The sequence below is a fragment of the Amycolatopsis sp. NPDC006131 genome (genome assembly GCF_040614175.1).
Lineage (GTDB): Bacteria > Actinomycetota > Actinomycetes > Mycobacteriales > Pseudonocardiaceae > Amycolatopsis_E > Amycolatopsis_E tucumanensis.
In genome coordinates, this window is record NZ_JBEXTX010000024.1 from 15,706 (window position 1) to 37,996 (window position 22,291).

Annotated in this window: 26 protein-coding genes; 19 read left to right on the top strand and 7 right to left on the bottom strand. The window is 67.6% G+C overall.

Annotated elements, in window-relative coordinates:
• Positions 1-602: 602 nt before the first annotated feature.
• The 12 genes from ABZ215_RS15340 (at position 603) to ABZ215_RS15395 (ending at position 9,473) form a co-directional block, all read left to right on the top strand.
• Complete coding sequence (locus tag ABZ215_RS15340; protein WP_354950002.1) at positions 603-851, top strand: hypothetical protein; 249 nt, start codon at positions 603-605, stop codon at positions 849-851.
• 220 nt (positions 852-1,071) lie between these two features.
• Positions 1,072-1,563: a hypothetical protein gene (locus ABZ215_RS15345; RefSeq protein WP_354950003.1), complete on the top strand. Its 492-nt coding sequence runs from the start codon at positions 1,072-1,074 to the stop codon at positions 1,561-1,563.
• The gene (gene queC / locus ABZ215_RS15350; protein ID WP_354950004.1) at positions 1,557-2,270 is read left to right on the top strand and encodes a 7-cyano-7-deazaguanine synthase QueC; all 714 of its coding nucleotides are present in this window, start codon (positions 1,557-1,559) and stop codon (positions 2,268-2,270) included. Before ABZ215_RS15345 ends, queC begins: the two co-directional genes overlap by 7 nt.
• Before the next feature lie 201 nt (positions 2,271-2,471).
• Positions 2,472-3,251 carry a reverse transcriptase domain-containing protein gene (locus ABZ215_RS15355; protein WP_354950005.1) on the top strand — a complete coding sequence of 260 codons (780 nt, stop codon included), beginning with the start codon at positions 2,472-2,474 and terminating at the stop codon, positions 3,249-3,251.
• 5 nt (positions 3,252-3,256) lie between these two features.
• Positions 3,257-3,814 carry an SUMF1/EgtB/PvdO family nonheme iron enzyme gene (locus ABZ215_RS15360; protein WP_354950006.1) on the top strand — a complete coding sequence of 186 codons (558 nt, stop codon included), beginning with the start codon at positions 3,257-3,259 and terminating at the stop codon, positions 3,812-3,814.
• Entirely contained in the window at positions 3,811-4,272 is a 462-nt protein-coding gene (locus ABZ215_RS15365; protein WP_354950007.1) for a DUF6884 domain-containing protein, read from the top strand. The genes ABZ215_RS15360 and ABZ215_RS15365 overlap by 4 nt, the downstream gene beginning before the upstream one ends.
• Positions 4,269-5,318, top strand: a complete 1,050-nt coding sequence (locus tag ABZ215_RS15370; RefSeq protein ID WP_354950008.1) for a glycosyltransferase — start codon at positions 4,269-4,271, stop codon at positions 5,316-5,318. Before ABZ215_RS15365 ends, ABZ215_RS15370 begins: the two co-directional genes overlap by 4 nt.
• Positions 5,315-6,292, top strand: coding sequence for a radical SAM protein (locus ABZ215_RS15375; protein WP_354950009.1), 978 nt, complete (start codon positions 5,315-5,317; stop codon positions 6,290-6,292). Before ABZ215_RS15370 ends, ABZ215_RS15375 begins: the two co-directional genes overlap by 4 nt.
• Positions 6,289-6,852: a phosphoribosyltransferase family protein gene (locus ABZ215_RS15380; protein ID WP_354950010.1), complete on the top strand. Its 564-nt coding sequence runs from the start codon at positions 6,289-6,291 to the stop codon at positions 6,850-6,852. Before ABZ215_RS15375 ends, ABZ215_RS15380 begins: the two co-directional genes overlap by 4 nt.
• The gene (locus ABZ215_RS15385; RefSeq protein ID WP_354950011.1) at positions 6,845-7,984 is read left to right on the top strand and encodes a glycosyltransferase family 4 protein; all 1,140 of its coding nucleotides are present in this window, start codon (positions 6,845-6,847) and stop codon (positions 7,982-7,984) included. Before ABZ215_RS15380 ends, ABZ215_RS15385 begins: the two co-directional genes overlap by 8 nt.
• Positions 7,984-8,838 (top strand): 5'-3' exonuclease H3TH domain-containing protein, encoded by an 855-nt coding sequence (locus ABZ215_RS15390; RefSeq protein WP_354950012.1) that lies wholly within the window; start codon positions 7,984-7,986, stop codon positions 8,836-8,838. The genes ABZ215_RS15385 and ABZ215_RS15390 overlap by 1 nt, the downstream gene beginning before the upstream one ends.
• 5 nt (positions 8,839-8,843) lie before the next feature.
• Positions 8,844-9,473 (top strand): PIG-L family deacetylase, encoded by a 630-nt coding sequence (locus ABZ215_RS15395; RefSeq protein WP_354950013.1) that lies wholly within the window; start codon positions 8,844-8,846, stop codon positions 9,471-9,473.
• A 53-nt stretch (positions 9,474-9,526) separates the two neighbouring features.
• Here the strand turns inward: ABZ215_RS15395 and ABZ215_RS15400 are convergent, their stop codons facing one another.
• The 7 genes from ABZ215_RS15400 to ABZ215_RS15430 form a co-directional block, all read right to left on the bottom strand.
• A complete protein-coding gene (locus ABZ215_RS15400; protein WP_354950014.1) occupies positions 9,527-10,348 on the bottom strand; it encodes an aminoglycoside phosphotransferase family protein in 822 nt (273 codons plus the stop codon).
• A 106-nt stretch (positions 10,349-10,454) separates the two neighbouring features.
• Positions 10,455-11,354 carry a phosphotransferase gene (locus tag ABZ215_RS15405; protein ID WP_354950015.1) on the bottom strand — a complete coding sequence of 300 codons (900 nt, stop codon included), beginning with the start codon at positions 11,352-11,354 and terminating at the stop codon, positions 10,455-10,457.
• Position 11,355: 1 nt separating this feature from the next.
• On the bottom strand, positions 11,356-12,681 hold the full coding sequence (locus ABZ215_RS15410; protein ID WP_354950016.1) for a helix-turn-helix transcriptional regulator: 1,326 nt from the start codon (positions 12,679-12,681) through the stop codon (positions 11,356-11,358).
• 65 nt (positions 12,682-12,746) lie between these two features.
• Positions 12,747-13,106: a hypothetical protein gene (locus ABZ215_RS15415; RefSeq protein ID WP_354950017.1), complete on the bottom strand. Its 360-nt coding sequence runs from the start codon at positions 13,104-13,106 to the stop codon at positions 12,747-12,749.
• Between the two features lie 14 nt (positions 13,107-13,120).
• Positions 13,121-14,452 carry a helix-turn-helix transcriptional regulator gene (locus tag ABZ215_RS15420; protein ID WP_354950018.1) on the bottom strand — a complete coding sequence of 444 codons (1,332 nt, stop codon included), beginning with the start codon at positions 14,450-14,452 and terminating at the stop codon, positions 13,121-13,123.
• Between the two features lie 465 nt (positions 14,453-14,917).
• Complete coding sequence (locus ABZ215_RS15425; RefSeq protein ID WP_354950019.1) at positions 14,918-15,646, bottom strand: GntR family transcriptional regulator; 729 nt, start codon at positions 15,644-15,646, stop codon at positions 14,918-14,920.
• Between the two features lie 30 nt (positions 15,647-15,676).
• A complete protein-coding gene (locus ABZ215_RS15430; protein ID WP_354950020.1) occupies positions 15,677-16,210 on the bottom strand; it encodes a UTRA domain-containing protein in 534 nt (177 codons plus the stop codon).
• Positions 16,211-16,483: 273 nt separating this feature from the next.
• Between ABZ215_RS15430 and ABZ215_RS15435 the strand changes: the two genes are divergently transcribed.
• From ABZ215_RS15435 to ABZ215_RS15465, 7 genes are all read left to right on the top strand, one after another.
• The gene (locus ABZ215_RS15435) at positions 16,484-17,173 is read left to right on the top strand and encodes a 6-carboxytetrahydropterin synthase (protein ID WP_354950021.1); all 690 of its coding nucleotides are present in this window, start codon (positions 16,484-16,486) and stop codon (positions 17,171-17,173) included.
• The gene (locus tag ABZ215_RS15440) at positions 17,170-17,874 is read left to right on the top strand and encodes a 7-carboxy-7-deazaguanine synthase QueE (protein WP_354950022.1); all 705 of its coding nucleotides are present in this window, start codon (positions 17,170-17,172) and stop codon (positions 17,872-17,874) included. The genes ABZ215_RS15435 and ABZ215_RS15440 overlap by 4 nt, the downstream gene beginning before the upstream one ends.
• Before the next feature lie 235 nt (positions 17,875-18,109).
• Entirely contained in the window at positions 18,110-18,736 is a 627-nt protein-coding gene (gene folE / locus ABZ215_RS15445; protein WP_354950023.1) for a GTP cyclohydrolase I FolE, read from the top strand.
• Positions 18,736-19,551, top strand: a complete 816-nt coding sequence (locus tag ABZ215_RS15450) for a hypothetical protein (RefSeq protein WP_354950024.1) — start codon at positions 18,736-18,738, stop codon at positions 19,549-19,551. The genes folE and ABZ215_RS15450 overlap by 1 nt, the downstream gene beginning before the upstream one ends.
• On the top strand, positions 19,551-20,618 hold the full coding sequence (locus tag ABZ215_RS15455) for a hypothetical protein (protein ID WP_354950025.1): 1,068 nt from the start codon (positions 19,551-19,553) through the stop codon (positions 20,616-20,618). The genes ABZ215_RS15450 and ABZ215_RS15455 overlap by 1 nt, the downstream gene beginning before the upstream one ends.
• A 70-nt stretch (positions 20,619-20,688) precedes the next feature.
• Entirely contained in the window at positions 20,689-21,333 is a 645-nt protein-coding gene (locus ABZ215_RS15460) for an AAA family ATPase (protein ID WP_354950026.1), read from the top strand.
• A 64-nt stretch (positions 21,334-21,397) separates the two neighbouring features.
• Positions 21,398-22,285 carry a DUF2797 domain-containing protein gene (locus ABZ215_RS15465; RefSeq protein ID WP_354950027.1) on the top strand — a complete coding sequence of 296 codons (888 nt, stop codon included), beginning with the start codon at positions 21,398-21,400 and terminating at the stop codon, positions 22,283-22,285.
• Positions 22,286-22,291 lie beyond the last annotated feature (6 nt).

The following is a 22,291-nucleotide window of genomic DNA, read 5'->3' on the forward strand; positions in this document are numbered from 1 at the left end:
TTGCCCGGCTTGGCCGAGCGAACGATTAAACGCATGACGCTATGGGAGTAGCAGAAGTCCGGGACATAAGTAAATCGGGACTCGCTGAGTATCGGAGTAGATGATGAAACTCTCCCAGCGATTCGCGGAGCCTTCGGTTCCGCGATGCCCACAAACAAAGCTCGCTGTGCCGCGTTTTCTCGTGCAGCCGGTGTGGGTACGGAGTTGGACCACCGCACGAGGCGGTGACGCACGATGAACGACCGCGGACCTTGGGCGGTGACGTGCCGCGATGTCGCCAGCCGCCCTCGGAGCCTGACGGTGCTCGTGCGCGGCTCGGAGGTCGTAGTGGTGGCGCCTGCGGGTGAGGCAGCCGCGCTCGACGCTGCCGAGGCCGAGCAGTTCCGCTCCGTCTTCACCAAGGCCAAGGAGGTGGCCGCCACCCCGGCCCCCGGTGGACTTGGCGCCTTCGAGGAGACCGGCACGGCGAGCACGGTGAGGCAGTACAGCGGCGGTCATCCCCCAGCCGTCGCGGGGCGCCCTGCTTCACCGTCATGTCGCGGCGGAATCACGACCCCGATACCTGGTTCCGCCGCGATCCCCGCCCTGCGAGGTGAGATCGCATGATCCCACTGGCCCCGGTGATCACCGCGATCGCCGCCGTGGTGTTGGTCAGTTGCCTGCTGTGCCGAGCCTTCCGGCATCGTCGCCGTTCCGAGACTTCTACTGGCAAGCACCGACTGGCCAGGTTGTCGCGGGTCGGACGGCATTGGCGTGAGCCGCACCAGCACCCGTCGCCGGTACTCGTACACGCGCTGAAGACGGTTGGCACACACGGCCTGGGTTTCATTCGAGAGAGCGAAGCCGCGTGAAGCTGTCGACATCAAGGCGCCGCATCGATCCGGCGCTTCCCAGGCAGCACTGGTTCCGAGCACTGCCTGACGTTGCCTGACCTGAACTGCTCGCGCCGCCTGTCGTCCGGCGCGATCTCGCGCGGTGACACCACCGCGCTCTCGATCACGGCGGAGCCGGGGTTTTCCTTCGAGGCGCTCCGGCTCCGCCGCACCATCCCTTGCAATTAGGAGCACGGTCATGACCACCGCCACGGCACCTGAAGTTCAGCAGCATGAAGCGGTTCACGACAGCACGCTGTCGCAGTACTACACCGAGTTGCTGAGCTGGCCGACCGCTATCGAGCCGTCGACCGGCGAAGTCCGACTGCGTCTGGGTGACACTGTGGACGCGCTCGTCATGCGGGCCGGCTTCGGCGGCGAGGTCAACCATCAACTCGTTCAGGCAATGCTCACCGCTCCGATCATCGTCGTGCCCGGCACACCGGGCAGTAAGCCCGACGACTGGATCTTCCTGACCCAGCCACGCACGCGGATGCGGGAATCCACCATCGCCGACCTGGTGTCGATGCAGGTCGGTTGGTATGAGTCCGATACGACGATCCCGTTGCCCGCCTTCGGTTGCACTGAAGGTGGGCTGCGCTGGCTGGCGTGGCCCGAGGCCGGTCTGGAGTTGCCGACCTGGGGTGTCGTCGTCGGTGCTGTCCGGCGCACCTTGTCGCGGGCATGGTGAGCATGTCGACTGCCCAGGGCGAGCACCGGCACCCCGAACACGTCGTCGTGATCGCCTCCGGCGGACTGGATTCGACGGTCCTGGCCTACTGGCTGGCGGCCCGACACTCCCGCCTGACGCTGCTGTCGTTCGACTACGGACAGCGGCATCGGATCGAACTCGATCACGCCGCCGAGATCGCGCGGCTGCTCGACAGTCCACATCGCATCATCGATTTGACCAGCCTTGGCGCGTTGCTGACCGGATGCGCACTGACCGACACCTCTGTGGCGGTACCGGACGGGCACTACACCGATGAGTCGATGGCGGCCACGGTGGTCCCCAACCGCAACGCGATCATGCTCGACATCGCCGTCTCGGTCGCCAGCGCCGTCCGCGCCGACGCGGTGGCTTTCGGCGCACACGCCGGAGACCACGCCATCTACCCCGACTGCAGGCCCGAATTCGTCGAGCGGTTCGCCCGCAGCGTGCAGGCCGCCAACGAGGGCCTACTCGTGTCGGACTTCCAGGTGCTCGCACCTTTCCTGACGCTGTCCAAGACCGACGTCGTACGACTCGGGGAAGCACTGGAAGTGCCGTTCGCGCGAACGTGGTCGTGCTACCGCGGTCAGGACGTCCACTGCGGCACTTGCGGAACCTGTACGGAACGGCGGGAAGCCTTCCGTGGCAACGACATCGTCGACCCCACCGTGTACCGGGCCGCGTAGAGGGGCGTGACAACCGTGGACGTAGACGCCTCCGTGTCCGGGCCTGAGCGGGGCCGTCTTTCCTCGGGTCACAGCTCGCGCGTGTTGGGTTGCGAGCCTGACGTCAGTGACCGGGGGATCGTGCCTGCCGCCCAAGCGACGCCGACGCTAGCGCACCGCCGCTCCGCTCCGCCACCCCGCAGCCCGCAAGCGCACTCGCTGATGCCGACGCTGGATGAGAAGCACCTGCGAACGGCCTTGCGGCAGTGCGGCCGGCGCACCTCGGCGCCCGGCGTCGACCGGATGACCCTGGCGGAGTTGCGTCGACGCTCCGACGAACTGCTGCCTCGATTGGCAGACCAACTGGCCGATGGCACCTGGCGACCAGGACCGCTGCGGGAGGTGCGGTTCCCGACCTACACCGGCAAGTCGATGGTGGCCTGCGTCCCCACCCTGCTCGACCGGCTCGTACACCGCGCGCTGCGCAACGCCATCGAACCGATCCTCGAAGCCCGCGTGCTGCGCGACTGGGTGTCGGGTTATCGACCTCGCCGCAACCGCATCACCGCGCTGCGGCACGCCGCGGTCTACGCCGAAGCAGGCTTCCGCGCCGTGGCCGACGTGGACGTGGCCTCGGTGTCCGAGGGCGTCACAGCCGACCAGGTCGTGGACTGGTGTGCCCAGCACGTCCACGATGGCACCTTCCTCAGCCGTGTGCGTACCGCATTGACCGCGATGCCGCATCCAATCGCTCCTGGGTCGGGACTCGCACCGATGCTGATCAACCTGCGCCTGTCGAGGCCGGACGCGCTTCTGGACGGATTGCGGGTGGTGCGGTTCGCCGACAACTACGCAATCTTCTCCGCCGACGAGGCAGAAGCGCGGGACGCCTTCGTAGTCATCGGTGCCGCGCTCGCCGAGTTCGGGCTCCGTCCCAACGAGTCCAAGAGCCGGGTGCGGCCACGCGCGAACGTCGAAGACCTCTTCCTGATCGGGGGCTGACCGAGGTGAACATCGAGTGGATCGAGGTGCCCGGTGGGACTTGCGCGTTCGGCGATGACGCCCGACCTGTCGAGATCGGCACCTTGCTGTGGACACGCACCCCGATCACCTACGCCCAACTGAGCGGCGGACGCACCAGCACACGCAGCCTGCACCCGGTCACCGGCCTCAAGCACGACCAGGCCGTTCAGGTCGCGCACGCTCTGGGCGGCAGGCTGCCGACCTCGTCGGAATGGGAGTGGATGGCGGCCGGGCCCACGGGCCGACGTTGGCCATGGGGCGATCAGGAGTGGACTCCGGAGCTGGCGAACCTGAATGGCTCAGGGCTGGACGCCACGAGTCCGGTCGACGCCCACCTCGCCGGCGCTACCCCTGAAGGGCTGTTGGACGTAGCGGGCAACGTGTGGGAGTGGACCGCTCGCTCGACGATGGGCAACGGGGCGGTCCTGCGTGGCGGGTCCTACGCCTCGCTTCCGCTGTACGCGCGGTCGACGTTCCTCAACGCCGCTCCCGCCCAGCTGGCCTCGGAGGGCATCGGGCTTCGGGTGGTGCGCCGACCATGACGTTCGCCGCCGCCATCGAGCCCGAGCAGGGCCTGGTCATCGTCTCTTGCAGCCGCGAGAAGCTCGTCACCACCGACCCGACTCCGGCGCTAGAGCTGTACCAGGGCGCGCTGGTGCCTCACTTGCGCGAACACGTGGCCCCCGACCACCAGGTGCGGATCAGGATCCTGTCCGCGCAACACGGCCTGCTGCACCCCGAGGACCTTGTCGGCACCTACGACCACAAGCTGCGTAGCCGCGGCGAGGCCGAAGCCCTCCGGGCTCGGGTGACCTCGCGCCTGGCCACTGACCTGCGTGGCAAGGCGCTGCGGCAGGTGCTCGTGGTGTTGGAGCCGCTCTACGTGATCGCCGCCGAGTGTCTGTTCGATTACGTGCCGCCGCTGGAGTTGACGCTGTTGCCGGAACCGACCGACTGGTTGGGTGCAAGCGGAGTGCTGTCCCGGTGGGGCTGGCTATGACCGACAACTCCATGCCGCTGCGGGAGGAGTTGCTGCGGCACGGCAATAACCACAGCTCCAGCACCCATGCCTGGGAGGCTCTCGCCGACGGTGTCGGCTGGCACCAGCCCACACCGTCGGACTGTTGGCTGGCGCGCTCGCGCACCGTCTCGCTGGTCATCCCCGCCCACGAGGTCGGCTACTGCCTGCCCACCGTGCTCGACGCTCTGGACGCCCAGCATCGCCAGGACAAGTTCGAAGTCATCGTCGTCGACGATGCCAGCGCCGACGACACCGCCCAGGTCGCCGCCCGGCACCGGGTGGTCGACCGGCTGGTGCGGCTGCCGCAGCGGATGGGCGCGGCCACCGCACGCAACGTCGGCACCGCGCTCGCCAGAGGTCAGACGGTGCTCTACCTCGACGGCGACATGGTCATCCCCCCGCACGTGATCACCGACGTCGCCGCCCGCGCCACCGACACCAGCGTGCTGGTCGGGTTCCGCCACAACCTGCGCCACGAGGTCCACTCCCACGACGCGGCCATCCTGGCACGCATCCCGAACCTCGTGGCCGACCACCGGGTCGTATGGCGGCCACCACCCAACACCATGCTGCCCTACAGCGGAATCACGCTGCCCGAAGCACTGGACGGCCGCCCGCTCGACGACACCCACGACTTCATCGATCTGGGATACGGGCAGTCCTACTACGACTGGGACCTACCCCGCATGGTCGTCACCGCCCTGGTCGCCGTGCCCCGCGCAGCCGTGCTGGATGTCGGCGGCTTCGACGCGGAGTTCGGTCGCCTCGGGTGGGGCATGGAGGACACCTACCTCGGAGCGTGCCTGATCGCCGCCGGCCTGCTGGTCATCCCGCTGCGCCAGGTCGTCGGCTTCCACCTCGACCCACCGGACGCCGCCGAGCAGTGGCAGCACAAGCTCTCCGGCTGGCCGCGCACCCTCGCCCGCTACCGCGAGCTGCTGGAGCTTCCCGCCCCGCGAGGCCGCACCCAGGACTTCATCGCCGCCATGACCACTCTGCTCACCCACTGCGAGGTACGCCCATGATCACTTCGACCGCGACTACCAGCCGCGCCTCGGCGCGCCGGACGGTCGGCTCCGGCACGCGCGGCGGGACCGGTGTCGTCTACGACCCACTCACCGGCCTGATCCACCGAACCGGCGAGCCGATCCTGACCGGGCGCACCGCCCTGGCCAACGAAAGCATCGCGGCCTTGCCCGAGGTACACCCCGGTGAGCTGGGCGACGTGATGCCGGTCAGCGTGTGCTGGTCGCCCATCGTGCGCTGCAACCTGGCCTGCCCGCACTGCCTGGACGACAAGTCCGTCCCGGAGCTCGGCCGCGGCGAGCGCGCCGAGGTCGCGGCCAGGATCGCCTCCTCCGGTGTGCTCGGCGTGGACCTCTCCGGCGGCGAACCGCTGCTCATCCGCGACCTGCCCACCCTGCTCGACGTGCTGGTCGACGGCGGCTGCGCGGTTAGCGTCACCACCAACGGCACCCACCTGCCTCGCCGCGCCGAAGCCCTCGCCCGTCGGGTGGACGCGATCAGGGTCAGCCTCGACGGCCCGGACCCGCAGCGGCACGACCGCTGGCGCGGCGAGGGCAGTTTCGCCAAGGCCGTCTCCGGCATCCGCGCCGCCATCGCCCACGGCATCCCCACCCAGATCCAGACCGTGCTCATGCGCTCCACCGCCGCTGGTCTGCCCGCCCTGGTCGAGCTGGCCGACCGGCTCGGCGTCCACGGCGTGACCGTCCTGCAGTACCTGCCCTTCGGCGAAGGCGCCTCCCTTGCCAATACCGAACAGATGCCCGACGAGGAGGCCCTCGACCTGGTCGGCGCGCTCGGCCCCGCCCCGGTTCCGGTGCGGTTGCGCACCCGAGCCGACGCCGCTGGGTTCACCGTCGTGCGCGCCGACGGGCAGGTCTGGCGCAACGCCCCGGACAGCACCGCCATCGCCGCCCTGCGCCCGCTAACCGGGCCGGTCAGCCTGGCCGTCACCGGGCGGGACGGCTCGGCATGACTCGCACCGCACAGCGCGTGTTCGAGCACCAGCGCATCTGGCGGGTCACCCCCGAGGCCCTGAGCGACGCCTGCCTGCTGCTGTTCGCCGCCATCAGCCGCGACCACCCGAAGGTCAACAACGTCATCGGCATCGCCAACGGCGGCGTCGCTCCCGCCCGCGTCCTCGCGGGCCGTCTCGGCGTGAAGCCCCGGACCGTGCAGGCCCGGCACAACGCCGATGACGGCCTCTACCGCCAAGCCACCGGCAGGGTCACCGTCGACTTCGACGCCTTCCGCCGCACCCTTGGCCCCAAGAAGCTTGACGGCACGATCCTCGTGGTCGACGACATCTGCGGCAGCGGTGCCACCCTGCACAAACTCCGCAATGTGCTCACCCCGGTCCTCGCCCCGGACGCCCGAGTCATCACCGCGACGCTGTGCCTGAACACCGGGGCAGAGACCTGCCCGGACTACTCGGTGTGGACCGTGTCGGACTGGGTCAGCTTCCTGTGGGAGAAGCGCCCGGACCAGCCGACCACCGAGATGCCGATCCCGGAACGGGTGACCAGCCATGCTTGACGCCATCAAGCCGCTGACCGTGGCATTCGTCCTGGCGTCCTACACCCGTGACGCGCCGGCAGGGATGGAACGCGCCACCGCCGCACTGGCCAGCGGACTGCGACAGCTCGGGCACCGTGCCCTGATCATCACCGCCGTCGAACCCGACCCGACCAAGGACGAAGTGGACGAGGACTTGGTGGTGCTCGGCTCGGTCGGGGTCGCCTTCCCCGCCGAAGACGACGAACTGCGCGAGGCGATCAGCACCCACGGCCAGGACGAGATCATCGCCGCCGACTTGCGCGCCCTCTACCGCCGCCACGGCGTCGACATCGCTGTCTACGTCGATGCCTTGTGGGGACTTGGACGCCTTGCCCCGGCTTGCGACGGGGTGCGCACGGTGCTGGCGATGCACGTCGTCGGCCATGACCAGGACCTCGTGCCCGCCTTGGAACGCGCCGATGTGGTGGTCGCGCCATCGATCACGGTCCTCGGGCAAGCTCACGACCGGGGCTACGACAGCACCTGCTGGCGAACCTTGCCCAACGCCCTGCTCGTCGACCACGGCGGACCCGACGCCCGCGAGCGCGAGGTGCTGCGGCAGGACGGGCCAGCGCGGGTGCTGGCCCGGCTCGGGCCGGAGAAGAACGTCCGCGCCCTGCTCGACGCCGGCCGCCTCGTCGACCGCGGCATCGAGGTCGTCCTCGCCGAAGCCGGGTTCGAGCGCGCCGCCGGCGCACAAGCCGCCGAGTACCGCCGCTGCGCCCACGCCGCCGCCCACCTGCTCATGGGCAGCGTTCGCGACGACGGCTTGCCCTGGGACCAGGTGCAGCCGTGGCTCGCCAACGCCGCCGTGGTCATCGTGCCCTCGATCAAGGAGACCTTCGGGCTCGTCGCCCTGGAGGCCATGAGCGTCAGCACCCCAGTCGTTGCCTTCGACGTGGACAACCTGCCCGCGCTCATCAGCAGCGGAGAAGGAGCAGGCGGGATCGTGGTGCCCCGCGCCCACGGAGAGTTCGGGCTGTGGGGTGCCGCCGAAGTCCTCCTCGACGATCCGGTACGCTACGCAGCGCTATCACGGGCTGCGTACTACCGCTCGCGGGACTATCTGCCCACCACAGTCGCCCATGACTTCCTCAAGGCGGTGCGGTGATGAACGATGTCCCTCTTCTGCTGGTCGACGGCCACAACCTGCTCTGGCGCGGAGCCTTCGGCTTTCCCGCCGCGATCCACTCTCGCGACAAGACCCGCGACCTGACCGCCGAGTTCGCCTTCTTCGCGCTACTGCGCGTAGCCATACGCGAGGAGTTCGCCGCGCCGCCCGAGGTGATCGTGGTGTTCGACGGCCAGCACGGCGCGGCCGAACGCCAAGCCACTGACGGCGACTACAAGGCCAACCGCGTTCTCGACGAAGCCGCGCTCAAACCCATCCGCGCCATCCCGCACGTTCAGGAAGCGCTGACCGCCTACGAACTGGCGTGGATCGAGATCGACACGGCCGAAGCCGACGACGTGATCGCCACCCTCGTCACCCACGTCCGCCGCTACGACCCCGATCGCCGGGTGTGGATCATGTCCGGTGACCGCGACTTCTACCAGCTCATCGACGACCACGTCGGGGTGCTCAACACCGCCATGAAGCGAGGGCGTCGCCACATCGAGCCCGACACCGTGTTCGACCGCTACCAGGTCCAGCCGACCCGGTGGGCGGACTTCCGGGCCCTCACCGGCGACCCCGCCGACAACATCCCAGGCGTGCGCGGCGTCGGGACCGGCACCGCCGCCAAGCTCCTGGCCGGCGGCCTTACCCTCGTCCAACTCGCCGACTCCGGACGGCTCACCGGCACCAAGGGCAGGGCCGTCGCCGAAGCCTGGGACCAGGTCCTCGGCTGGCGCGACCTGATCAGGATGCGCACCGATCTCGACCTGCCCCTGCTACCCACCGGCCACAGCAGTCGGGCCCTGCCCGCGCCCGCCGAGGTCATCGACAAGCTCGGGCTGTGGTGACTCCGGTGACCGCGACCGCGTTCATTCCGCCCGGCTCGGTCCTGACCGTGATGGCCCATCCCGACGACGCCGAACTCTGGGCCGGCGGCACGCTCGCCCTCTGCACCGCCGCCGGAGCCGGCGTCACCATCGCCGTCCCATGCCATCCCGAGCCCCGCGCCAGCGAGGCCGCCGCAGGGGCCGCGGTACTCGGCGCCGGGCTTCACGAGATCAACGAGCCCACCGCGGCGGCCGTCCGCGAGCTGCTGCTGGACACCCGTCCCGAAGTCGTCCTCACCCACCCCGTGCGCGATGTGCACCCCGACCACCGACGCATCGCCGAAGCCGTGCTGGAGGCACTTCCCGAGGTCGTCATCGCCACCGGACGCCCTCGGCGGGTCTACACCACCGACACCTACAACAGCCTCACCCTCGACGGTCCCGTTCTCGCCCACACCACCGTCGACATCACCACCACCTTGGCCACCAAGCAACGCGCCTTGACCGCGCACGCCTCCCAGCCCATCGCCGAGCACTTCGGGCCGATGGCCGAAACCCTCGGACGGTTATGGGGCGCACGCATTGGCGTCGCCTACGCGGAGAACTTCTTCCCGCTTCCCGTCCTCGGACGCCTGCCCACCGCAGTGACCCTCTGACACCAGAGGACGGTGGCGTCAGCCCCCAACGTGAGGGCACGCCCGACTCAGAACTACGAGAACAGCGCACACACGCGATCGAGCTGGGCGAGGAACTCGGGCTCACGTTCATCACGTCGTCGCCAGAGGACGGCCAACCATCGCAGGGCGATAGTGCGTCGGGCGGCGGCGAACCTTGACCGGTTCTGCCGGTTCACGCCGAGGTCGTCCTCCAGGGTCCGCCAGGTGCTGTCGGGAACTTGCCGAGCACTGATGTGCTCGATGTGGTCTGCAGCGTCCACCGCCCGATCGCTCCAGCCGCTGAACTCGAAGTCGACGACGCGGAGCCTGTCGTTCTCACACAGCCAGTTGAGCAAGTTGGCGTCCCCGCGCGAGAACACCGCCGTCGCGCGGCGACGCAGAAGGTCAACATCCCCGCCGGCCTCCCAGCGGTCGAGCAAGGCCCGCAATTTCTCCGTGTACGCGTCGCCCTCGTCGGCGGCCAACTGCCGTGGCCAGATGTCGGTCAACCGCGCGATGTAGTGGACGATCGAATCGACCCGTGGCCAGGAGGCCAATGGCTCAGACACCGGCAGTGCTTGTATGGCTCTAGTGACGGCGGCAACCTGCGGCAGCACCAGCTCGGGATTCGCCAGCTCGGGTATCGGTTGGCCAGGAACGAAGCTCATGCCGAGCGCGGGATGGTCAGGATGATCGTCCCGCCACAGCGGCTGCGGTGCGAGACCCAGCCCAGCAACATGGTTCAAACCGTGCCATTCCCGAGCCACGCGATCCTTGTCGGTCTTGCGGTAGACCTTGAGGCAAATTTCGCCCCATCCGAAGACATCGTTGTTGCGACCGCCGCTCAAGGGGCGCAGCCCCCACTCGTGGAGCACGGACTGAAGTGGCAGCTGTCTCTTGCGCGCCGCTCGTAGGTCGGCCAAGAGCTTGTGAGGCACGCTGCGGGTGGCGTTGGACGGTGACGTCAACATGTACTCCGGCTCAGAAGGCCGACCACGACCACGGCAGGTCGACCTCGCCTCGCAGGCATGCCACCCGATGTCGTACCTGTTCGGCGGCTTCCGGGCTGGTCATGGCTTTGCCGAGGACGAAGGCTGTCCAGCGTAGTTCTCTGATCGTCGCCAAGGTGCGGTAACCGGGCCAGGCGGTCATGTCGTAACCACCGTACGCGTCCACAAAAGACTGGTAATCCAAGTCCGTGATCCGGGCGAAGTCGGTGTAGTCGACCGTCAACGAGACCAGGTCCCACTCGCGAGGTCCGATCCCGACATGGTCGAGATCCAGCAGCACGGGGGCGCCGCCCGCTCTGGGGACAACAACATTGCCCTGCCAGGCATCGCCATGAATGACGCACCGAGGCAGTCTCGGAACCAGCACCAAGTACTCACTTTGCAGCCGCTCCGCGAGATCTCGAAGCCAGGCCCGGTCATCCTCGGGCAGGACGGTCCCACCGTCGATTGATTCGCGCAGCCCTTCGAAGGGATCGACCGTGGGGAACGAAGGCGACTCCGGTATCTCCAGGGCGTGAAGGCGTCCCAGGATCGCGCCCAGTTCGGCCGGCGTGGCGTGGCGGTGGTCAGGAAGCTGTACCCACCATGTGACGGGTCGACTCCCAACAACCGTGGGCTGGGCGATGTCGTCGACGGCGCGCACAACGGGGATCCCGGCCTCAGCCAGCCAACGCGACGCCTGGATTTGACGAGCGGCGACAAGGTGCGAGCCTGGAGGGCCCACACGAGCAACGACACCACCGGTCATCTGGTAGATGACGTTTGTGCCGTCACGGATCAACGTCGCTTCCGCGGTTGGCACACCGGCTTTCTTGCCCGCTGCCGCTAGCACGTCACGCGGATCTCCCGACAGGACCAGATCGGTGTCCACATCAGACATTGGATATAGCCGATGCAGCGAAGTCGGAGAGGTCAGCCACTTCTGGTATTGACAGGTGACCTTCGCACGCACGTACCAGTTTGGACAGTTCCTCGTTCATCCTCCGCGAGTGCAACATCGCGGCATCGGCGATGGCTTGTTGTCCAATGTCGACTGCCTCGCGCGGGTCGCCGATCGTCATGTGCAAGGTCGCCAACCGCGTTCTGGAGAATGCCCGTGAGCGAGGGTAGGCGTCGCTGTGCAAGCGGATCGCCGTTTCGAGGCGCTCCGTGGCATCACCCGGCCGCTTGTCAGCCATAGCGAGTGGAGTGAGTGCTCGCGCGCTGCTGCCTGCGTGTTCAGCCTCGTCGTAGTAGACCAACCAGGGCGGGTCGGTCGCCGCTTGACGGCCAACGAAATGAATGTCAGCGCGGTCGACCTCGGCTCGCGCTTCGTCGTGGCGGCCTAGGATCGCCAGCAACCGAGCGCGGACGACGCCGATCATGGCCCGCGCGGTGGCGCTCAGCCGGTCAGCTCGGACCTGAGCGAACTCGATCAACGACAGAGCGTCGTCCAGGTTGCCCAGATAGATGGCTTGGCGCGCCATGTCGGCGAGAGTCGCAGCACGTAGCTCCCACGAGCCGCCCTGCTCTGCGCACCAGAGGCCGAAACGGAAGCATCGTGCTGCGGCGTCATGGTTACCGACGTCGAAGGCTGAGAAGGCCACGACTCCTGCCAGGTTCCCGACCGCCTCGAACATCCCTGCTTCGACGCTGGTGTCGGCCTGGGAGCTCAGCAGGCGACTGGCCCACCGCAGGTGCGCGAGCCCGGCCTCGCCGGCCATGCCTCCGCCGTAGAGGTTCTCGCTGGCGGCCAGCGTGCGCGTCATCAGCTTTACCTGCTCGACCTCGGCCCACCCGACACGCCGGGGAGGCTGCACGTTCAAGGTCAACGGCTTGAGGAACTCGGCCGGACCAGCTCCTACGTCAACATGCGCGGTTGGGTCGTAACCGGCCACGCCAGTGGAGGCGGAGCCTTGCAGCGCCAGCGAGGTACCGGATTGCCCAGGAACTTCTTGTCCGGTGCTCAACTGTGACGGATTCGTCGGGGCGTCAGTCGAGACCTGCCCGAGCAAGGCGTCCAACTCATCGAGGGGAACATCGAGCGCTGTCGCGATGCGGGGCCTGCGCCACGGTTGAGGAGTCAGGGCACCGCGTTCCCAGCGGCCAACGGTAGAGAACTCCACACCGACGGCAGCAGCGAGGCTCTCCTGGGTGAAGCCCATCGCCTCGCGTCGAGCCGCGAATGCTTCACGCCTTTTCCCCACGTGTTTCCTCACTCCACCCGTTCACTCGTCCGCCACGCCGGAGCTTGAAGGCGGTGCCGCCCTACAGCGGCTTGGGCTTACACGTCCTGTTCGATGCGCTCGAAGATGTCGATGTCCGTCGCCTTCTGCCAATCCGGCAGATCGTCCCAGTCCGCGACGTAGGACGGCTTCGGCTCGGGGAAATGCTTGAAGATCTGGCCGATCCAGCACAGCGCCACGAAACGGCCTTTCTGGTCTCGGGTGAGCTTGGCGGTGGCGCCATCGGTGGCCTTGATGAAGGCGAAGACCTGGTCGTACACGGCGGTCGCGGCGTCGCGCTCCCAGTCCGGGGTCTGGTCCCACGGCGTGACGTAGCCGGGCTTGGGCTCGCCGGGGTAGTACTTGGTGACTCCAGCGATCCACGCTTCGCGGAACACGCGGCCTCGGTCGTCCTGCATCCTGTTGTCCTCCATCACGCGGCATGGCTGCCGATTAGGCTGTTGATCTCGGCATCGAGTTGTTGGATCTGCTGGTCGGCGAGCAAGGTTGCCAGGTGCGGCTGTAGGCCGCGCAGCTTGCGCACGACGACTCCGGAGCCTGTCTGGCGAGCGGTGGCTAGGACGGCGTTGGTGTAGCTGACGACCTGCTCGGGATCGCGCCGGTGCACACCGATCATTGCCAGGTCTGTGAGGACGCCTGCCTTTCGCCGCGCGGTCAGGTTGCCGGCCAGCGCATCGGTCAGCGCGGCCTCGGCGAGATCTGGGCGGCCAAGGGTGACGTAGCAGGTGCCGCGTTCCTCGGCAAGGCGGGAGCCGTCGAACCGGAGCCAGCCGCCGTTGTGCACCCGCCCCTGCAGGTGCTCAACCTCGGCGGCGGTGTCGAGTGCGCGCTGGCAGGTGTCGAGGTCGCCGAGGCCGGCGAAGGTCTCGGCCTGTACGGCGGCGATCCAATGCCGGGTCGATAGAGCGGGGTCGCCGCGGCGGGCCAGGTCAGCAGCCAGTTCAAGGATCGGGGCGGCCTCGGTGAACCGGCGTTCGTAGACGGCGATGAAGGCATGTCTGGCCAGCGCGCACGCCCAGAGGTCTGGGGTATTGGCTTCTTTGCTCGCTGTCGCGGCGAGGGTGTAGCAGTGGGCGGCGTCGGTGTAGCGATCACCGTCGAAGAAGATCTCGCCCGCCAACTGGAACAGGTCGGCGGACAACTCGCAAAGTCGCTGCCGGGTAGCCGATGTCTGTGGTCGACGCAAGCCTTCGGACAGCACATCGAGCTGGGCGCGGACCAGGGGAAGTACCTGACTCTTGGTCGGCGCGAAGGCATACACGCGCCACAGATGGCTGTTGAGCTGCTCAAACTCAGCGACTGCCGTCGAGTCCACGGCACCAGTTTGGGCTGCCGCGGCGAGCCTTTCCGCGTCGCAGACAGCCGACTCGGCCGCTGGCAACGCCAGCAAGGCGCCGGTCATGCTGAACAGGCGTAGCAGGTCGCGACGGTTCATGTCGTCTGTCTCCGCGAGGTCTGGCTGAACAGGGAGGACATCCGCTCCCGCGATCTGAGCCAGGACGACGGCCGAGGTGCCGTTCTGCCCGGACGGTGTCGGTGTGAGCAACGTACCCAGCTCTTCGAGGGTGAGACCGAGCGCCTTCGCAATGCGGGGCCGCCGGTACGGCTGCGGTGTCAGGTCGCCGCGTTCCCACCGGCCGACGGTGGAGAACTCCACGCCGACGGCTGCTGCGAGGCTCTCCTGGGTGTAGCCCATCAGCTCACGCCGCGCAGCGAATGCCTCTCGCCGGTCGCCCATGAACATCACCTCGCTCCGTCGGTCCAATGCCACGATAACCAGCTACCGGTCAAGTCTGATCACCCGCTCGGCGAGCAGCACCCGTTCGGCCTACCGCCACAAAAAGGGTGTTTTCGCAGGTCAGGGAGGGTGACGCCTCATTGCCGCCTCATTGCCGCCGCGTCGTCGCTCTGGATGCCGTTGATCATCGGGAGTTGACTGAGGTCGCTGCGGCCTGGGGGAGCCGCTGCCTCCGGCAGCAGCCCGAGTACCTAGAAGCGCCTTCACCAGAACGCCCCGCTGTGGATGCAAGGTGGCGAGCCCACCCTCCACGTCGATGGGGAGTTCCCGTTCACGCGGACGTGCTGGTGGGCACGCTCGATGCGCCGCATTGAGATCTCGGACCGTTTCGTATTCCAGGGCGTGACCGATGAGGAGATCGTCACCAATGCAGTTGCCGTGTCTGAAATCGAAACCCTTGGCATCGTGGCTCTAGCCCAACTCGGTCTCTACGGTCTGGCGGTACAGCAGCTCATACAGGTGTGCGCCCTTGATGAGGACCGAGGCTTCGACGGGGAGTTCGTTGTCGCTGTAGATGACACGCAACTGCCGGATCACCGGCGTCCCATCGGGAAGGTCCAGCGTCTCGGCTTCCTCCACCGTCGGGGGGCGAGCCGAAATCCGGTCGACGAAGGTCCGCTGAGGAAAGCCGAGTTCTGCGAGCGCCTGGGGGGCGCCTCCGCGGATCTTCACGGCCTTCGCCAAGCTGCTGTTGGCGGCGATCTCGGCGGGATAGTACGACGCGGACAACTCCACGGGCTGCTCGTCGTGGAGGAGAATTCTGGTGCGGATGATCGTGGTAGCACCCGACATCAGCTGCAATCCGTCGGCGATGTCCGCGGGTGGGGCGACGTTCTCGACGTTGAGCAACTGATAGCGGAACCGGCCTGGTTCAGGCTTGATGTAAGCGGTGGCGTCGATGATGAACGGCTGCCGGTCGCGGACATAGACGCCCTTGCCGACACGGCTGTCGAGGAAGCCTTCGTCCTTGAGCGCCTTCAGCGCGTGCTGGATGGTGGCGTTCGCTGCGCCGTACCGCTCGACGAGCTGCGCAGTGGACGGCAGTTGCGTACCTGGGCTCAACTCGCCACGCATGATCAGATCGCGCAGTTCCGCCGCGATCTGCTGATGCCGGGGCCGGGTGTCACGCGTACGAGGCAAGGCCGACTCCTGGAGACGCCGTCAGGGCGGTCATGGCGTCAGCTCGTATCGCAGCCGTCGGCCGTCGGCCACCATCGTCATCACGCTGGCTTCGACGGGCAGATCGTTCTCAGTGACGAGCGCACGGGCGAGCAGCAGCACACAGGACGGGTCGTCCAGCTCCAGCGCGGTCCGTTCGTGTGGTGTGGCCAACCGCGCGCTGACGTCTTCGCGGACGCGGCGAGGCGGATGACCGAGGTCGGCCAGGAGCGCGACGGCACCGCCGGGGATCTTGCGGGGCTCGGCCAGCCTGGTGCCCCGAGCGATGTTCGAGGGGTAGTACGAGTCGACGAGTTCGACCGGGCGGTCGTTGAACAGCATGAGGCGGCGCCGCACGACCACCGGCTCGCCTGCAGCAAGGCCGAGCATGTCGGCGATCGTCGCGGAGGCGACCACCTCGTCAACACCCAGCAGCTTTTGAGTTCCCGTGCCGCCGTGCTCTGCTGCCTCGGCGCCCCAGGCATCGCCGCGGTGGCCGCTCACGTACGGCATCGACACGCTCGTCCACGGGCCGGCGCTGGTCATCGCTCGCCCTCCTTGTGTCTCGCGGTAGGGGGTGTTCCCACCGTTGACCTTAGTCGTAAGGCAGCAAGGCCACCCTTGATGCTCAGCCGTCAACCTTGTCACCTTTCTGATATCGCAGTAAGGCTACCCGTAGTGAAGGTACTACAGATCGTTACTGGCTCGGTTCGCCCCCGGACTTTCCGGCAACTGCGTCGTCCGGCCTGGCACGAACCGTTCCGCCGCCAGCGCGCATCGTCCGAGTGCCGTTAGGCATGACCGAGGAAGGAGGGCTACATGAAGGCCACTGAGGAGAAGTGCGTGGCGGACGGCCAGATCACCATCTCGCAGTCGTTCGGTTTCAGCGCCAGCCACGAGCTGAGGCAGTTACCGGCCAGTCACAAGTGTCGCCGCAACCACGGCCACAACTACACGGTGACCGCCTCGGCGCTCGTGCACGATGACGCCCCCGGAGACCTGTCACCTCTCGGGGACTATCTGGCCGCAACGTTCGACCACCGGTTGCTCAACGAGCAGGTCGCCTTCCACCCGACGAGCGAGCTTCTCGCTGCTCACCTTGCTGAGTGGTTCCGGGACAACATGGGATCGGCAATGCCGATCACGCTGGTCGAGATGGTGGTGTCGGAGACCGCGACCACGTCAGCACGCTGTGACGGCGTCACCAGCGAGGTCACGATCTCGAAGACCTTCAAGACCAGCCACGGCGACGTCACCCTGGTTCTGGGGGCGGACGGACTCAACGAGGTTGGGTTCATCACCGATTTCGGCGACCTGAAGCCGTTCGGGACGTACCTCCAGGCACCTGACGCCGACGCAGGGCTACGTGCTGCCGGCCCTGCGCTGGTCGCTCACCTTGCTGGCTGGTTCGTCGACAACGTCGAACCGGAAATCCGCGGTCGACTCGTATCCGTACGGGTCGACTCAGGGACGACCACCGGCCTGTGGGAACGAGGCGATGCCTCGTGAACACGCTGGCCTTGGCTCCCGAACGTGTAGAGGGTTCCGCGATTCTCACGGAGAAGTTCGAGTCGTTCCAGGGCGAAGGCCCGTGGACCGGGCAGCGCTGCGTGTTCGTCCGGTTCTCCCGGTGCAACCTCCGGTGCGGCTTCTGCGACACCCCAGAGAGCTGGGACTGGAGCAGATATAACCCGGCCGAGGTCAGCGACAGAGTCCCCATCGCCGAGCTGGTGTCGTGGGTGCGTGAGCGCGGCGTGGACATGATGGTGATCACCGGCGGGGAGCCGATGTTGCAGCAGCCCGCCATGATCGCCCTCGCCCGCGGCCTGGCGAACGTGCGGGTACAGGTCGAAACCAACGGCACGATTGCGCCCACACCGGAACTTGCCTCTTTGGTCGACCTCTGGGTGGTGAGTCCGAAACTCGCGAACTCCGGCATGACCTACTCCACCCGCATCAAGCCCGAGGCCCTCTCGGCGTTGGCCGCGACAGACCGCGCGGTGTTCAAGTTCGTTGTCACCGAACCCGACCGCGACCTCGACGAGATCGCCCAGCTCGTCGAGGAGCACCAGCTGGCTCCGGTGTGGGTGATGCCGGAAGGCACCACCCAGGAAAAGGTTCTGGCCGGCATGGACGCTCTCTACGGCCCGGCCACTGAACGCGGGTGGAACGTCTCCACCCGCCTGCACATCCTGACCGGAGCGCGGTGACACCGATTCCCATACCGAGCACCGGATCGCGCGGTTTCCCGCGCCAGCACCAAAACCTCAGCGACCTCCTGTTGAAGGACGCCTTCCGAGGACCTGACCGAGACCACCCTGATGCTCGCGGTCGTCGTCGCTGCGCTGGCACGTCGCCCAGCGCCTGCACGCCGGGGCGCTACCACGAGCCGCAGCTGCTGACGTCTTTGACCCATTTACCAAACCCGGAAGCGAGGCGAAGTCCGTGACAAACACCCTCGACAGGCTGGCTCCCAGCGAAAGCCAGGATCTGGCGCCGCCGGGCCCGGTCGACACCGAGCGCGTCGCCGACCTTGTCGGCCAACTCCTCGCCGCGATCGGCGAGGACCCCGGACGGGAGGGCCTGTCGGACACGCCGGCCAGAGTCGCCGCGTGGTGGAGCGATTTCTTGTCCCCGGAGCCGTCGGCCGCACCGACCTGCTTCACCGAGCAGCACCTGAGCGGCCAATTGGTCGTGATCAGCGGTATGAGCGTCTGGTCGCTGTGTGAGCACCACCTGCTGCCCATGAACCTGGACGTCGCCGTCGGTTACGTGCCGGACGGCGAGGTGATGGGTCTGTCGAAGTTCGGCCGCATCGCGCAGCGGTACGCGGGTCGTCTTCAGGTGCAGGAGCGCTTCACCCGGCAGGTAGCGGACGAGATCGCCGTCGTGATCGGCTGTACCGACCTGGCCGTCGCGGTCCGCGGCACGCATCTGTGCATGAGTGCGCGGGGCGTGCGGATGGAGGCGGCTCGTACCACCACAGTGCAGGCTGGCGGCCGATTCGAGAGCGATCCTGTGCTCTCCCAACAGTTCCTCACCCTCGCCACCGACAGGTGGAGGGCCGCCTGATGGCCAAGAGCATCGCCTTCTCCGCGATCGCGCCGCCCGACTACCTGGACGCCTTCGTCGCCCAGGAACCCGCCAGCGTCCACCACGTGGCGGCCCAGCGTGTGCTGACCGACGCTGCCTACCGCGCGTTCTTCCACCGCGAGGCCCAGCGGGGTGCGGAGATCATTGTGGACAACGGGGTCTTCGATCTCGGCCACGCGCTGCCGGCCGCCGACCTGATCGCGGCGGCCCGCATAGTCGACGCCCGCGAGATCATCCTCCCGGACGTCATGCGCGACGGCGCCGCCACCATCAAGGCCAGCGACGAAGCCGCCCGCGAAATCCTCGACCTGAGCGACGAGTTCCGCCTGTGCGTCGTGCTGCACGCGGCAGACGATCAAGAGTGGCTGCGTTGCTACGACTACTTCGCTTCCAGCGACTACGTCGGAGCGATCGCGCTGCCCGCATCCCGGCGTCCCGCGCCCGAAGATCAGCTCTGCCGCACCCGCTGGGCGGCCACCCGGTATCTGGAAGACCACGGCATGATCGAGGATCGCATCGTCTATCGGCTGCTCGGCCTCGGCCGCACCGGGCATCTGGAACTTGTCGAACAGCGCGAGCACGAATGGATCGCCTCGGTCGACGGCGCCGCACCGGTCATCCTCGGCGCGATGGGCATCGAGATGCTGCCCGGCGGCCCCTACGAGAAGCCCAAAACTCCTCGGATCGAGGAGTTGGGCCCCATCCCCGAGGAACGGTTCGACCTGATCCGACGCAACATCGCCGTCGTCCGCGAGGCGGCCGGCAGCAGCGTCCGTATCCCGGAGGCCGCCTGATGAACCTGCTCGCCAATGCGGTCCTGCCCGCACGCCCCGACTCGGCGTTGCGCAGTTCTCCCATCGCGGTGGACGGGCACACGATGGCCCCGGACCGCCTTCTGCGCTACCTGCAGATCAAGGTGCACCATCTGATCCAGGACCACGACTGGGACAGCATCCACGTCGTCGGCGGCTACGACCGCCAAGCGGTGATCTCCGCGCACGAGAAGACCGGCAAGCTGTTCAACTTCGAGCGCCCCACCGCTGATGTCCAAGGCCGTGACCTCATCGTCAAGGCATTCCCCGGTGCCGACTACGTCCACCACTACGCGCTGATCATCGCCACGTACCTGTCCATGACAGGAAAAGCGGCAGACACGGTCACCTACGAGTTGCCCGACCCGACGTTGTCCCGCGAGGCGGTGGGGAAGCTCGACCTCGAACTTGACGGCGACCTCGTGATCGTCGGCTGGGGCTTGGCGCACCTCGCCCCGCCGGACGGTGTGTGGAACTACGGGCACGGCTACGCCTGGCAACGCACCGAGATCCACGGCCGCCGGGTGGTCTACCTCGGTTTCCTGCACAGCATCTGGGGCGACGTCGCCGGGCGCGTGGTCACGCGCCTGGCGGAGCTCGGCGCCCGCGACGTCGTCTACGTCGGCAAAGTCGGCGCGCTGAACCCCGACATCGAGCCCAACACGCGACTGGCCACCGGAAACACGAGCCTCGTCGGCGGCAGCGTCGTCACGTGGCCCGATTTCTTCGGTGACTTCGCTACCGCCCAAGCGGGCGTGCACACCGGCGTCCACGTCACCTCACCCTCGATCCTGCTGGAGAACCGGGACTGGCTGACCGAGCACGCCGAGCACGCATTCGTCGATCCGGAGATCGGTCCCATGGGGGTCGCAGCACGCGATGCCGGGATCGATTTCGGCTATCTACATGTCATTTCCAACAACCTCGCTCGCCATTACCCCGCGGACTTGTCCAACGAGCGTCACCGCGACGTTGTCCGACGGCGCACCGTCCTAATCAGACAGATTCAAGACATCATCGCCAACCGACTGGCCGCTCGGCCGATCTGAACCCCTTGGAGGGCACCACATGACGAACGCAGCACCACTTTTCAACCCTGCGCGCGGGCGGGAGATCACGGTGGTCGGTATCGACGGTGCGGGCAAGTCCACCCTCGCCACCCGCCTGCACCAAGCGCTCAACGAGGCCGGCCACGAAGCGATCCTGATCGGCAAGCACAGCACCGAAGTCCCGATGGACCCGGAGTTGTCCGCCTACGTCGATCGGCTCAACGCGCTGGTCTATCGCCGCGACGCCCGCGTCGCCCAGGCGTGCGGCGACCACTACTGGCTGCTGGCGCTGGCCGCCTGGTACACCCTCCAGGACAAACTCGTCATCCAACCCGCTCTCGCCGCCGGAACCCACGTGATCCTCGACAACGCCCACCACAAGATCCTCGCTCGCTACGCGGTGAATCCCGACGTCTCCACCAGTTTGGCCGAGCAGGTCTTCGCCCACCTCACCGAACCCGACCTGGTGTTCTTCCTGCGCATCAGCGCCCGCGACGCGCTCGCCCGCAAGGGCGAGTTCAGCTCCCTGGAAACCGGCCACTCCGGCGGCACGGACGAGGACTTCATCCGCTACCAGGACATCGTTCTCGCGAAGCTGCGCGAGCACGAGCAGCGCGGCGGATGGCTGTCGATGGACGTGACCAACATGGACCGCGACGCGGTCTTCAAGACCGCCGCCGACGCGCTCGCCGACCGCCTCCAGCTCGCCATCTGACCCTGCCCGCAGCCACCACGAGGAACGCACCATGCCAGCGACCCAACCGACCGACGGCGAGTACGTGTGCCACGGCATCACCTGGGCGACAGGAGATCCCCGGCTGCTGCTGGCCCCGCTGCCCGAGGGGCCGCTGGTCTACGCCGAGATCATGAACCAACGACTCGGCTTTGCGGTTGATACCGGCCGGTGGTGCACCGGCCGGTACCGGTTCGCCGACACGGTGCGCGTCGAGGCCATCGCGTGCCCCGACCGCGCGCCGACCGAGCAGGGCGACCAGTGCGCCCGGTGCTTGCGCCAGGACGAGTTCCGCTTCGCCCACCAGTTCCACCAGGGCGGCAACGTTCCCGAAGCCCTGCGCCAGTACATGGACCAACCGCACTGGCTCTATCTGGCCACCTTCGCCGACGGCGCGACCAAGGTCGGCACCGCAGCCGAACCACGCAAGCAATCCCGCCTCGACGAACAGGGCGCCCTGATCGCCACCTACCTGACCAAGAGTCCCGACGGCCGGGCCGTACGGCACCTCGAAGACGCCATCACCCGCGGCCTGCAGATGCCCCAGACCGTGCGAGCCTCGACCAAGCTCAAGGCGTTGGCCAACCTGACCGACCTGACCGCGGCGACCGCGACCCACGACCGCCACGTCGCCCGCGCCGTTGACGCCCTCGCCGCCATGGACACCTCGGCGATGCCGGAGAAGTGGATCCCTCCTGCCGAAGGCGACCGTATGCGCGTCGCCGACGGTGTACGGATGCTGTATCCACACGATCTGCGCGACGGTGAGCACGGCTTCACCGTCGTTTCGTGCGTCGGCACGCAGGTGCTGGCCGTCCTGGACGGTGACGACGAGGTGGATTACGTGCTCGACCTCGGCGCCCTCAAGGTTCGCCGCATCACACTCGGCCCGTTCGCGTCGCCCGTCGCTGCGTTCCAGAACTCTCTCTTCTAACCGCCC